A 12913-nucleotide genomic window follows, 5' to 3' on the forward strand; every position below is an offset into this window, starting at 1 on the left:
GCTATGGCACCACCGACCACTTCATCGCCATGGCGTTCCTGATCGCTGGAAAGCTCACTCACCTGCCGGGCAGTCCTTTGCAAAAAGCAAGGGCCTGACCATGGCTATGGTGGGGAATGTGGCTTTCCACCCGAAACGGAAGAGAGCCTTTTTCTTGTACATGCACCACAAGGCCACCCCAGCGCCACGCCACGTCCTCCGTGCAACCCTGTGGCGGCCCCCCACAAGCCTGCGCCACAATGGCGCCATGCTGACCCTCCAAGACATCCGTGACGCCGCCACCCGCCTACAAGGCCAGGTGCTGGACACCCCCTGTGTCGAATCCAAGACACTCTCGCAGATCGTGGGCGCGCAGGTGTTCCTCAAGTTCGAGAACCTGCAGTTCACCGCTTCGTTCAAGGAACGGGGCGCCTGCAACCGGCTCACGCTGCTGTCTGAGGACGAACGCGCCCGGGGCGTGGTGGCCATGAGCGCAGGCAACCATGCGCAGGGCGTGGCCTACCACGCGCAGCGCCTGGGCCTGCGCGCGGTGATCGTGATGCCGCGCTTCACGCCCGCCGTGAAGGTGGAACGCACCCGTGGCTTTGGCGCCGAGGTGGTGCTGCACGGCGACACGCTGGAAGAAGCCCGCCAGCATGCCTACGCGCTGGCCGACGCGCAGCGCCTGACCTTTGTCCACCCCTATGACGACGAGGGCGTGGCTGCGGGCCAGGGCACGCTGGGCCTGGAGATGCTGCAGGCCGTGCCCGACCTGGACACGCTGGTGATCGCCGTGGGCGGCGGCGGGCTGATCTCGGGCGTGGCCACGGCCGCCAAGGCGATCAAGCCGGGCATCGAGGTCGTGGGCGTGCAGACCACACGCTTCCCGGCCATGGTCAACGCGGTGAAGGGCACGCACCACCCGCAGGGCACCTCCACCATTGCCGAAGGCATTGCCGTGGGCACGCCGGGCAAGATCACGCAGGAAATCGTCAAACGCCTGGTGGACGACCTGGTGCTGGTGGACGAAGGCGACATCGAGCAGGCCGTGCTGATGCTGCTGGAGATTGAAAAGACGTTGGTCGAAGGCGCAGGGGCTGCAGGCCTGGCGGCACTGGTGCGCTACCCCGAACGCTTCCAGGGCAAGCGCGTGGGCCTGGTGCTGTGCGGCGGCAACATCGACCCGCTGCTGCTGGCGGCCATCATCGAGCGCGGCATGGTGCGGTCGGGCCGCCTGGCGCGCATCAAGGTCAGCGCGCGCGACGTGCCGGGTGTGCTGGCGCGCATCACCGCCACCGTGGCCGACGCGGGCGCCAACATCGGCGAGGTGCACCACCAGCGCGCCTTCACCCTGCTGGCCGCACAGAACGTGGAGATCGAACTGGTGCTCCAGACCCGCAGCAAGGCCCATGTGGCCGAGGTGCTGGAGCAGCTGCGCACGGCGGGCATGGAAGCCGCGCTGATGTGAACCCCACGCCCCGCTGGCCGCCACGGCGCACAGGCGGCTAGAATTGCGCAAGTTTTCAGCATCTGGAGCCCCCCATGTCCGACCACAACACTTCTCACGCCCCTCAGACCGCAGCGCACGACCCCGTGGAAAACGTCGTGCCCATGATGCCCGTGGTGCTGCCCGTGGTCGGCGGCGTCCTGATCTTCCTGCTGGCCTTCATCGCCGTGTTCATGGCCTGATCCGCCCGCAACGCTGCCAAACGCCCCGCGCTGCGGGGCTTTTTTTTTGCCCCGCCTTTCCCGCCGTCCCCATTTCCATCTTCCGACCAGGAGCCCCCATGCGACCCGGACACGCCCTCGTTCTTTTTTCTGGAGGCCAGGACTCCACCACGTGCCTGGCCTGGGCGCTGGAACACTTTGCCCATGTGGAAACCATCGGCTTTGACTATGGCCAGCGCCACCACATCGAGCTGCAGGCACGCCAGACGGTGCTGGCATCGCTGCGCGCCCGGTTTCCGCAGTGGGATGCACGGCTGGGCGACGACCACATGCTGGACCTGGCGGTGCTGGGCCACATCAGCGACACCGCGCTGACCAGCGACACCGAGATCCAGATGACCGCCGCCGGCCTGCCCAACACCTTCGTGCCGGGGCGCAACCTGCTGTTCTTCCAGCTCGCGGCTGCGGTGGGCTACCGGCGCGGCCTGCACACCCTGGTGGGCGGCATGTGCGAGACCGACTTCTCGGGCTACCCCGACTGCCGCGACGACACGCTCAAGGCCCTGCAGGTGGCCGTGTCGCTGGGCATGGGCCAGCGCTTCACCTTCGACACCCCGCTCATGTGGCTGGACAAGGCCGAAACCTGGGAGCTGGCCCGGTCCCTGGGCGGACAGGCGCTGGTGGATCTGATCGTGAACGACTCGCACACCTGCTACCACGGCGTGCGCGACACGCTACACGCCTGGGGTTACGGCTGTGGCACCTGCCCGGCCTGCGCACTGCGCAAGAGTGGTTACGAGCGGTGGAAAGGCACCCCGTCCAACCCGTGAGGGATTGGCCCCAGTCACGCATAACCCCATGCATTTTTTGCATGGTTTTACCCCCTGTCTGACAGACAAACGGGCGGTAGATTCATAAAATTGACATCCCAGCCGACCCGCGGAATCCGTGGAATAGCCTCCACCCCGTGGGGCTGACACACGCTCCCGCCCGCCGACTGAGCAAGAAAGCCGTTTTTTCAAAGGCAGCGCTCAGCACCGCAACTGCGCCAGGCCTTGCCGCGTTCCGCCCGGTCCGCTTCCTTTGAAAAAACTGTTTTTCAACTTAGGAAGCTCCCCCGATGAACGCACCCACCATGCAGGGCCTGAATCTCAACGCCCCCAGTTACGTCAAAAACGCCCGGCTGCTCGCCTGGGTGGCCGACATGGCCGCCCTGTGCAAGCCCGAGAGCATTTACTGGTGCGACGGCACGAAGGAAGAGTACGACCGCCTGTGCCAGCAACTGGTCGATGCAGGCACCTTCAAGAAGCTCAACCCCGCCAAGCGCCCCGGCAGCTTCCTGGCTTGGTCCGACCCGTCGGACGTGGCCCGTGTGGAAGACCGCACCTACATCTGCTCGGCCGCCAAGGAAGACGCTGGCCCCACCAACAACTGGATGGCGCCCGCCGAAATGCGCGCCACGCTGCAGCCCCTGTTTGACGGCTGCATGAAGGGCCGCACCATGTACGTGGTGCCCTTCAGCATGGGCCCGCTGGGCAGCCACATTGCCCACATCGGCGTGGAGCTGACCGACAGCGCCTACGTGGCCGTGAATCAGCGCCTCATGACCCGCATGGGCAAGGCCGTGTACGACGTGCTGGGCGTGGAAGGCGAGTTCGTGCCCTGCATGCACACCGTGGGCGCCCCGCTGGCTGAAGGCGAGAAGGACACGACGAGCTGGCCCTGCAACCCCAAGGTCAAGTACATCGTCCACTACCCCGAAACACGCGAGATCTGGTCCTACGGCTCGGGCTACGGCGGCAACGCGCTGCTGGGCAAGAAGTGCCTGGCCCTGCGCATCGCCTCCACCATGGGCCGCGACCAGGGCTGGCTGGCCGAGCACATGCTCATCCTGGGCGTGACCAACCCCGCTGGCAAGAAGTACCACGTGGCAGCGGCCTTCCCCAGCGCCTGCGGCAAGACCAACTTCTCGATGCTGGTGCCGCCCGAGGCTGGTTTTGCGGGCTGGAAGGTCACCACCATCGGTGACGACATCGCCTGGATCAAGCCCAGTGCCGACGGCAAGATGGTCGCCATCAACCCCGAAGCCGGCTACTTTGGCGTGGCCCCCGGCACCAACATGCACACCAACCCCAACTGCATGCGCAGTCTGGACCGTGACGTGATCTTCACCAACGTGGCCCTGACGGACGACGGCGACGTGTGGTGGGAAGGCATGGAAAAGGACACCGGCAAGCTGCCGGACCACCTGATCGACTGGCAAGGCAAGGACTGGACGCCCCAGATCGCCAAGGAAACCGGCGCCAAGGCCGCCCACCCCAACTCGCGCTTCACCGTGGCTGCCGCCAACAACCCGGCGCTCGATGCACAGTGGGACGACGCCAATGGCGTGGCGATCGATGCGTTCATCTTCGGTGGCCGCCGCTCGACCACCGTGCCGCTGGTCACCGAAGCCCGCACCTGGACGGAAGGTGTGTACATGGCCGCGACCATGGGTTCGGAGACCACCGCCGCCGCCTTCGGCGCCCAGGGCGTGGTGCGCCGCGACCCCTTCGCCATGCTGCCATTCTGCGGCTACAACATGAGCGACTACTTCCAGCACTGGCTCAGCATGGAAGGCAAGATTGCCGCCACCGGCAAGGCCGTGCCCAAGGTGTTCTGCGTGAACTGGTTCCGCAAGGACGAGGCGGGCAAGTTCGTCTGGCCCGGTTATGGCGACAACATGCGCGTGCTCAAGTGGATGATCGACCGCATCGAAGGCCAGGCCCAAGGCCAGGAAACCATGTTCGGCGTGGCTCCACAGTACGCTGAAATCAACTGGACGGGCCTGGACTTCAGCGCCCAGAAGTTCGACGCCGTGACCAGCATCGACAAGGCCGCTTGGGCCGAAGAGTTCAAGCTGCACGATGCGCACTTCGAACAGCTGGCCTACCACCTGCCCCAGGCGCTGCTGGACACCAAGGCCGCGCTGGAAAAGCGCCTGGTAGCCTGATGCTGCCGTCCTGAGATCTGAGAAGCTTTCCCTTCAAAGCCGCTCCGCCTTCTGGCGGGGCGGCTTTTTTTTTGCGCTGGCTCGCAGTGCACGGCAAGCCCCCGCTCACCAGAAAAGGGCATAAAAAAAGCCGTGGCATGCCACGGCTTTCAATCGATTGCGCCCCCGCCGCCCACCAGCGCGGCGGGTTCAGCGGTCAGTAGTACTTGCGGATGTCGTCCACCGTGGCGATGCCCATCGCATGGTTCAGTTCGGCCATGATGCGGGGGTCCTTCATGGCGACTTGCCAGGTGCGCTCGTCTTCAGCGACGCGGCGGCGGCTTTCTGCCCAGGCCTGGACACCACTGCGCAGGGCCACACCAGCGCGGCGTGCGGGGGCGGTGAGCAGGGCCAGAGCGGCAAACGCCACCAGCCACAGCACCATCCAGGCGGCCAGCAGGTGGCCTTCGCTCCAGGTGTCGATCACCTGGTTGGCCACCACCAGCAGTGCGGACACCACGGCCGCCAGCAGGAGGGAGGCAGCGCCACGGGCGCCATCAAAGCGGGCGGCAGCGCCCTTCAGGGCTGCGGCGGCGTTTTCGGCGCGGACAACGCCGGGGTGTTCGGTGGGGTATTCAACGTGTGCAAAGGCGGTCATTTCGGTTTCCCTTTTCTAACGCTTGTGGCGAGATTGCCGGGCGATGGGGTGATATTAGGGTTTACCCTTTGCGTGTTCAAGTTTATATTTTGAATCATGGATATTCATAACGGTGATAACCAGCCATGACACCCCTGAACTTCCGCTCCCTCGACCTGAACCTGCTGCGCGTTTTTGACGAGGTGATGGCGGAGCGCAGCCTCACGCGTGCGGCACACAAGCTTTCGATCACCCAGCCCGCCGTGAGCAACGCCATGCGGCGCCTGCGCGAGGTGCTGGGGGATGAGCTGCTGGTGCGCAGCGGCCAGGGGGTAGAGCCCACCCCCCGGGCGCTGGCGCTGTGGCCGCCAGTGCGCGAGGCTCTGGCCCATTTACAGGATTCCCTGGCCCCGGGCCTGTTCGACCCGGCCACCGCCGAATCCACCTTTGTGCTGGCCATGGCCGACGCCACGGCCGCCACGCTGGTGCCTGCCCTGGTCGAAATCATCGAGCGCGAAGCGCCCGGCATCGCCATCCGCGTGCTGCCGCTGACCACGCGCGACCCGCGCCGCCTGCTGGACGAAGAGGCCGCCGACATGGCCGTGGGCTACTTCCCGGCAGCGCTGGCCGACCTGACAGCCCGCGCCCAGTCGGGCGGCGTGGTGGCGTTTGAGAGCCGCCGCCTCTACGACGGCGAATATGTGTGTGTGATGCGCCAGGGCCATCCGCTGGCGGATGCCCCCCTCACGCTGGACGCCTACTGCCAGGCACGCCATATGCTGGTCAGCTTCTCGGGCCGACCCTTCGGTTTCATTGACGAGGCCCTGGCCTCGCTGGGGCGTGAGCGCAAGGTGGTGATCACCGTGAACCAGTTCTTCACGGCGGGGCGGGTGGTGTCGGGCTCGGACCTGCTCACCGTGCTGCCGCGCCACTTTGTGCCCGTGACCGGCATTGCCGACAAGCTGGTGCAACGGGCCCTGCCGCTGGATGTGCCCCCGGTGCACGTGGACGCGCTGTGGCGCCGCCGGGGCCCGCAGCAAGCGGCCATGACCTGGCTGCTGCACGCGCTGGCACGTTCCGCGCGGCGCACCTTCCCGGAACAGGAGAGCCCGTAGACTGTGTGCTGCATGAACATCCAGCTCCTGTCCGACCTCCACCTGGAGGCCCATCCCCACTTTGTTCCCGAACCCGCCCCCGGTGCCGACGTGCTGGTGCTGGCGGGGGACGTGGGCTCCTACCAGCCTGGCTCGCAGTTGGCCGACGACGATTTTGGCCTGACCCGTTTTTCGCCCCTGCCCCAGCACGCGGGCTGGCCCACCCCGGTGCTGTTTGTGCCCGGCAACCACGAGTACGACGCGCAGGACTTCGACGCCGCGCACCTGCGGCTGCGCCAGACCTGCGACCGCCTGGGCATCGTCTGGCTGGAGCGCGAAACCCTGGTGCTGCAAGGCATCCGTTTCGTGGGCACCACGCTCTGGAGCGACTTTGACGCCCTGGCCGACCACGAGGGCTGCACCGACCTGGGACGGCGGCTGAAGCTGCGCGACAAAGCCTTCCGCGCCGCCAACTTCTACCTGCGCAAGACCGGCGGCACCCGACATGGCGAGCCGTTCCTGGCCGAACCCCTGCGCGAGCAGGCCCTGGCCTGCCAGGAGTGGCTGGCCGCCGCCCTGCAGCAGCCGTTTGACGGCCCCACCGTGGCCGTCACTCACTTTGCGCCCAGCCTGAAAAGTGCTGACCCGCGCTATGGCCTCGTGCCCGGCACGGCAGGCTTCTGCAACGCCCTGGACCACCTGCTGCCCCACGCGCAGCTGTGGCTGCATGGCCACCTGCATGCGCCCAGCGACTATCTGGCCCAGGGCCAGCGTAGCGATGGTTCGGCATGGCAATGCCGCGTGGCGGCCAACCCGCTGGGCTATGCCCGCAAGGGGGAGCAGGCCACCTTCCGGCCCTGCTGGACGGTCACCGTATGATCAAACGCGCGGTTCTTGTGAATTCGCCACGCGCCGGACAAAAAAGCATGACCCAGGTCAAGACAACAGGCACCTGCGCAGAGTAGTCTGCCTTATCCCTTCTCGGAGAACACCATGAACATCCTGCTTGCTGTCGATGGCAGCGCCTACACCAAGAAAATGCTGGCCTACCTGGCCACCCACGAAGAACTGCTGGGCGGCACCCACACCTACACCGTGCTGACCGTGCAAGCCCCCCTGCCCGCCCGCGCCCGCGCGGCCCTGGGCAAGGAAGTGGTGGACACCTACCACGCCGAAGAAGCCGAAAAAATCCTCGCGCCCGTGTGCAAGTTCCTGGGCCGCCATGGCGTGGATGCCAAGCGCAGCGTCAAGGTGGGCACCGTGGGCGAAACCATTGCCAAGGTGGCCGACACCGGCAAGTTCGACCTGCTGGTCATGGGCTCGCACGGCCACGGCGCGATTGCCACCCTGGTGATGGGCTCGGTCACCACCCAGGTGCTGGCCCACAGCAAGGTGCCGTTGCTGATCGTGCGCTAACTCCCGGCGCCTTCGTGCGCATCGCACCAAGCCCTGCCTCTGCAGGGCTTTTTTTTCACCCATCATTACCGAATGGTCTTTGAATGACCAGTTGGTTTACTTTTATACCAATTGGTTATACATTCGCGCCACGCCCATCCTGGCGTGTCATTTCCATCGATACCGAGAGGAGCGACCCATGAACACCGCATTCAACCGCCGCACCGTCCTGATGGCCGCCGCCCTGGGCGCGAGCACCACCCTGCTGCAAGCCTGTGGGGGCAGCGACGACGAACCCCAGCGCAACATCGTCGAGCTGGCGCAGAACACCCCCGACCTGAGCATCCTGGTCGAAGCCGTCACGGCTGCCGGGCTGGCCAACACCCTGAGCACCGGCACGCTCACCGTGTTCGCTCCCACCAACGCCGCCTTTGCTGCGCTGCTGGCCGAGCTGGGCGTGACCAAGGACGCGCTGCTGGCCAACAAGCCGCTGCTGACCGCCGTGCTGACCTACCACGTACTCGGCAGCAAGGTGATGCGGGCCGATGTGCCGCTGGGCAAGGCGATCACGCCGGTGTCCGGCGGATTCTTCAAGATCGAATCGAACAACGGCCTCAAGATCACCGACGGCCGCAACCGCGTGAGCACCATCACCAGCACCGACATCCAGGCCAGCAACGGCGTGGTGCATCTGGTAGACAAGGTGCTGCTGCCCGCTGACAAGGACATCGTGGCCACGGCCTCGGCCCTGCCGGATTTCAGCATCCTGGTCGAGGCCGTGGTGGCCGCAGGGCTGGTGGGCACCTTGCAGGGCACCGGCCCGTTCACGGTGTTTGCCCCCACCAACGCCGCCTTTGCCGCCCTGCTGACCGAGCTGGGGGTGAGCAAGGCCGACCTGCTGGCCAACACCGCGCTGCTGACCAAGGTGCTGACCTACCACGTGGTGCCTGCGCGCGTGCTCAAGGCCGAGGTGCCTACCAACACCGCCATCACCACGGTACAGGGCCAGAGCTTCACCGTGAGCACCAGCCTCGTGATCACCGACCAGAACATGCGCACCAGCAACATCACGGCCGCCGATGTATTCACCAGCAATGGCGTGATCCACGTGGTGGACAAGGTGATCCTGCCCAAGTAACTACCGAAAAGGACGGCCCCCACGCAAGAAAGCCCGGCATGCCGGGCTTTCTTTTTGATCGGATCCAGGAAAAAACCGGGGGGACTTCCTAGCGGGCCGCCAATCCGTCAAAACAGGTGCGCACCACCAGGTCAACAATCTCCGCGTCCGAGTACTGGCCACTTTCCTTGAGAAAACTCACCACCGGGTCGCAGGCGCGGGCATACAGGGTGTACAGCACCACGATGGGCGGCAGACTGGGGCTGATCACGCCCTGGGCCTGGGCTTCGGTGATCCATTCGCCGATCTGGTCGCTCACGCCCACCAGGCCGTTGAGGTAGTCCTTGTTGGCCATCAGCACCGCGCGCAGCGTGGAGTTGCGGCTGGGCAGCAGCGGCATTTCGTTGGTCAGCAGGCGCTCCAGCGACCAGCGCACCAGCGAGCGCAGCTTGTCCAGCGGCGGCATGTCGGCGGGCAGGCCCGCCAAGTAAGCCTGCACGCGCCCCAGGATTTGCACCATGGCGGCGCTGCACAGCTCTTCCTTGCTGCAGAAGTGCTTGTACAGGCTGGCCTTCGCAATGCCCACGGCATTGGCGACGTCGTCCATGGTCATGGCGTCAAAGGCCTTTTCGCCCAGCAGACGGCAGGCCGACTGGAGGATGGCCTCCTCGCGCGCCTGGTGCATCTGCTCCTTGAACGAGACTTTGGGGGGCTGGGTTTGCATGGCCTATATTTTATACATTACGGTAAAAAAATAAATGACTAAGTTGCAATGCAACTACGTCGTTCACGTTTTAACCAGCACAAAGCGTGCCTTCCACCGTGCGCCCCGGGAGTGCACGCGGGGTGTGTTCAGGACACCAGCGACTGGGCGGCGGCGCCGGTCAGCGCGGCCGACAAGGCATCGAGCAGCTCGGATTCCAGGTTCCAGCAATGCCAGTACAGCTGGATGGGCAGGGAGCGGCCGGGCGCCAGGTCCACCATGCTGCCGTCGGCGATCGGGCCGCGCGCCAGCAGCTCGGGCACCACGCCCACCGCCCAGCCCGCCGCCACGGCGCGCATCTGCGCCTCGGAACCGGGCACAAACAGGTGGTTCAGCGCCACACGCTTGAGCCCGAAGGCACGCGCCACAAACTCGGCCGCCATGTCGTCCTTGCGGTTGAACGACAGGAACGACACGTCACGGAAGTTGTGCGGCGTGAGCCCATGCGGCAGATGCTGCTCTGCATAGCTGGCCGAGGCCACAGCCACGTAGTGCATGGCCCCCAGCGGCACCATCTTGCAGCCGCGCAGCGCCTGCTTGAGCGTGGTCACGCAGCCCAGCACCTGGCCCGAGCGCAGCCATTCCTGTGTGAAGTCCTGGTCGTCCACGATGATTTCGAGCGGCAGGCGCTCGCGCACCAGATCGTGCAATGCGCCCATGGCCCAGGTGGCGATACTGTCGGCGTTGATGGCGATCGAGATGCGCTCGTCCTCGCGCGTGCCGCCGGGGGCGCTGGGCGCCAGCTCCTGCAAGTCGCGCTCCAGGTCGGCGCGCAACAGGCGCATCTGCTTGGTGTGCTTGAGCAGCAATTGCCCCGCCGACGTGGGCCGCAGCGGCCGGCTGCGCACGATGAGCACCGAGCCCACCTGCGCTTCGAGCGCGCGCAGGCGCTGAGACACGGCCGACTGCGTGACATTGAGGCGCTGCGCTGCGCGCTCGAAACCGCCCTCTTCAACGATGGCGGCAAGGCATTCGAGGGCGGCAGGGTCGTAGGTGCTCATGGTTCTGGTCTCCGGCAAGGCAACGGCAGCAGGGGTCTTTGCATTAGACGTCCTGATGTTTTTGGAGTAAGTTTAATTTTGCTTTTAGTAGAACGCAATGTCGCGCACACTGCGCCCTCATGAAAACCATTGTTTTGGGCGCCGGCATCATCGGCATCAGCACCGCGTGGCACCTGCTGGAGCGGGGCCATGAGGTCATCGTGATCGACCGCCAGCCCGATGCGGCGCTCGAAACCAGTTTTGCCAACGCGGCGCAGATCTCGGTGAGCTACTGCGAGCCCTGGGCCAACCGTGAGGCGCCGCTGAAGGCGCTGAAGTGGATGTTCGACAAAGAGGCGCCGCTGCTGTTCCGCCCGCAGATGGACTGGCAGCAATGGCGCTGGGGCCTGCAGTTCCTGGCGCAGTGCAACGACACGGCGTTCGAGCGCAATGTGCAGCAGATCGTGGCGCTGGGCGCCTACAGCCATGCAGCGCTGAAGGACCTGGTGGGCACCACCGGCATCGAATACAACCGGCTCGAACGCGGCATCGCCCACTTCTACACCGACCAGAAATCGTTTGACGCCGCAGGCCATGCCGTGGAGCTGATGCGCAAGCACGGCGTGCAGCGCCGCCTGGTCAGCCGCGACGAGCTGCTGCAGATCGAGCCCGCCTTCAGGGCCTATGGCGACAAGATCACCGGCGGCACCTACACCAGCACCGACGAAAGCGGCGATGCGCGTGTCTTCACGCAAGAGCTGGCACGCCGCTGCATCGCACGGGGCGCACAGTTCCTCTACGGCCACGACGTGCTGCGCCTGAACAAGATTGGCAATGCTATTGATTCTGTAGCTGTTATGGCACGCCAGCCGGGCGGTGGAGGCAAAAAAGACTTCATATTGAAGGCCGATGCCGTCGTGGTGGCCTGCGGTTCCTACAGCGCGCCGCTGCTGCGCAGCGTGGGCGTGGATCTGCCGATCTACCCCGGCAAGGGCTACAGCGCGACTTTCCCGCTGCTGCGGCCCGAGGGCGCGCCCATGGTCTCCACCATCGACGACGGCAAGAAGATCGCCATGAGCCGCCTGGGCAACCACCTGCGCGTGGCAGGCACCATCGAACTCAACGGCTGGGACCTGACACTCGACAGCTCCCTGGCCCGCGCCCGCTGCCACATGCTTTCGCGCCGCATCGAGGCCATCCTGCCCGGCGTGTGCGACACCCGCACGCCCGAAGAAGGCGGCGACCCGCAGTACTGGACCGGCCTGCGCCCGGCCACGCCTACCAACATCCCGTTCATCGGCCGCACGCGCGTGGGCAAGCTGTGGGTGAATGCGGGCCACGGCACGCTGGGCTGGACCCACGGCGCGGGTTCGGGCAAGGCGCTGGCCGAACTGATCAGCGGCCAGGTGCCTGCGATGAACTTCGGCTTCTGCGGCATGGAACAGGGCAACCGCACCTTGACGGCCAAGGTGGCCTGAGCCACATCCACGCTGCCGCCCCGGCGTCCGGGGTGCCACCGGTGCTAGGCCTCCCTCAACCAGCCACCGGCACCACGCCGGGCCCGGTGGCCAACAGGATTTCCAGACCCTGGAAGCCCCCCGCCAGCATCACCACCAGCGTGGCCGCCAGCACCACCCCCACCCCCAGGGCCGCCGCCAGAACCGGGGCGCGCTGCCTGGGGGGCAGGTTCCAGTACAGCGCACAGCCCACATGGGTGCACAGCGCCAGCACCGCCAGAAAGTAGTACGGCCCGAAGAACCACTGCCAGGGCGGCGTGTGCATGCCCGCCGCCGCAAACTGCAGATTGGTGTCCACCCCTTGCTGGCGCGCTGCCAGCACGGCCGCCACATGGATCAGCAGGAACAGCGACAGGTACGCACCCGACACCGCCTGTGCCCACGCCACGGCACCCCGGCGCTGGCGCCAGCCGCGCCACAGCAGCGTGAGCCCGCTGCCCGCCTGGAACAGCACCCCCGCCAGCAGCAAGCCCTCGACCACAGGTTGCCGGTACACACTGCGCAGCGCCTCCAGCACCGCCTGATGCGCAGCCGCCCCCGCCAGGCCCGCAAGATGGCCCAACACATGCGCCACCAGGAACAGCGCCAGCGCCATGGCACTGGCCCGGTGCAGCGTGCGCAGGGCCGGGCGCTGGCGCCACACCCAGGTGCCCGCCAGGCCAATGGCGGCGGCGCCCAGGGCGAGCTGGCTGGTGTCATTCATGGCGGGGTTCTCCGGGTGGCGGGTTGCGTGGATGGCGGCAGAATAGGCCGCCCCGGCCTTGCCGCCTACTCGCATTGCGCTCAGGTTTG

At 66.1% G+C, this 12913-nt stretch carries 13 protein-coding genes; 9 read left to right on the plus strand and 4 right to left on the minus strand.

From position 1 onward, the window contains the following. Nucleotides 1–247: 247 nt before the first annotated feature. From A1D30_RS18155 to A1D30_RS18165, 4 genes are all read left to right on the plus strand, one after another. The gene (locus A1D30_RS18155; RefSeq protein ID WP_063462271.1) at nt 248–1447 is read left to right on the plus strand and encodes a threonine ammonia-lyase; all 1200 of its coding nucleotides are present in this window, start codon (nt 248–250) and stop codon (nt 1445–1447) included. A gap of 74 nt (nt 1448–1521) precedes the next feature. Then, nucleotides 1522–1668 (plus strand): hypothetical protein, encoded by a 147-nt coding sequence (locus A1D30_RS26075; RefSeq protein ID WP_199866012.1) that lies wholly within the window; start codon nt 1522–1524, stop codon nt 1666–1668. A gap of 98 nt (nt 1669–1766) precedes the next feature. After that, nucleotides 1767–2477, plus strand: a complete 711-nt coding sequence (gene queC / locus A1D30_RS18160; RefSeq protein WP_063462134.1) for a 7-cyano-7-deazaguanine synthase QueC — start codon at nt 1767–1769, stop codon at nt 2475–2477. A 290-nt stretch (nt 2478–2767) separates the two neighbouring features. Then, nucleotides 2768–4639, plus strand: coding sequence for a phosphoenolpyruvate carboxykinase (GTP) (locus tag A1D30_RS18165; RefSeq protein ID WP_063462135.1), 1872 nt, complete (start codon nt 2768–2770; stop codon nt 4637–4639). A gap of 196 nt (nt 4640–4835) precedes the next feature. Here the strand turns inward: A1D30_RS18165 and A1D30_RS18170 are convergent, their stop codons facing one another. Further along, a complete protein-coding gene (locus tag A1D30_RS18170; protein WP_063462136.1) occupies nt 4836–5276 on the minus strand; it encodes a hypothetical protein in 441 nt (146 codons plus the stop codon). A gap of 125 nt (nt 5277–5401) precedes the next feature. On the opposite strand from A1D30_RS18170, the gene A1D30_RS18175 reads away from it, so the two are divergent. The 4 genes from A1D30_RS18175 (at nt 5402) to A1D30_RS18190 (ending at nt 8882) form a co-directional block, all read left to right on the plus strand. Then, nucleotides 5402–6370, plus strand: a complete 969-nt coding sequence (locus A1D30_RS18175) for a LysR family transcriptional regulator (protein WP_063462137.1) — start codon at nt 5402–5404, stop codon at nt 6368–6370. A gap of 12 nt (nt 6371–6382) precedes the next feature. Beyond that, nucleotides 6383–7228, plus strand: coding sequence for a metallophosphoesterase (locus A1D30_RS18180; protein ID WP_063462138.1), 846 nt, complete (start codon nt 6383–6385; stop codon nt 7226–7228). 114 nt (nt 7229–7342) lie between these two features. Next, nucleotides 7343–7765: a universal stress protein gene (locus A1D30_RS18185; RefSeq protein ID WP_063462139.1), complete on the plus strand. Its 423-nt coding sequence runs from the start codon at nt 7343–7345 to the stop codon at nt 7763–7765. A 178-nt stretch (nt 7766–7943) separates the two neighbouring features. Beyond that, on the plus strand, nt 7944–8882 hold the full coding sequence (locus A1D30_RS18190; protein WP_063462140.1) for a fasciclin domain-containing protein: 939 nt from the start codon (nt 7944–7946) through the stop codon (nt 8880–8882). A gap of 88 nt (nt 8883–8970) precedes the next feature. Here the strand turns inward: A1D30_RS18190 and A1D30_RS18195 are convergent, their stop codons facing one another. Both A1D30_RS18195 and A1D30_RS18200 read right to left on the minus strand, forming a co-directional pair. Continuing rightward, nucleotides 8971–9585, minus strand: coding sequence for a TetR/AcrR family transcriptional regulator (locus A1D30_RS18195; RefSeq protein ID WP_063462141.1), 615 nt, complete (start codon nt 9583–9585; stop codon nt 8971–8973). 128 nt (nt 9586–9713) lie between these two features. Next, on the minus strand, nt 9714–10625 hold the full coding sequence (locus A1D30_RS18200; RefSeq protein WP_063462142.1) for a LysR family transcriptional regulator ArgP: 912 nt from the start codon (nt 10623–10625) through the stop codon (nt 9714–9716). Between the two features lie 119 nt (nt 10626–10744). Between A1D30_RS18200 and A1D30_RS18205 the strand changes: the two genes are divergently transcribed. Then, nucleotides 10745–12082, plus strand: coding sequence for a D-amino acid dehydrogenase (locus tag A1D30_RS18205; protein ID WP_063462143.1), 1338 nt, complete (start codon nt 10745–10747; stop codon nt 12080–12082). 55 nt (nt 12083–12137) lie between these two features. Here the strand turns inward: A1D30_RS18205 and A1D30_RS18210 are convergent, their stop codons facing one another. Then, nucleotides 12138–12824 (minus strand): hypothetical protein, encoded by a 687-nt coding sequence (locus tag A1D30_RS18210; protein ID WP_063462272.1) that lies wholly within the window; start codon nt 12822–12824, stop codon nt 12138–12140. Nucleotides 12825–12913: the final 89 nt, after the last annotated feature.

The organism is Acidovorax sp. GW101-3H11, from assembly GCF_001633105.1.
Classification (GTDB): domain Bacteria; phylum Pseudomonadota; class Gammaproteobacteria; order Burkholderiales; family Burkholderiaceae_C; genus Acidovorax.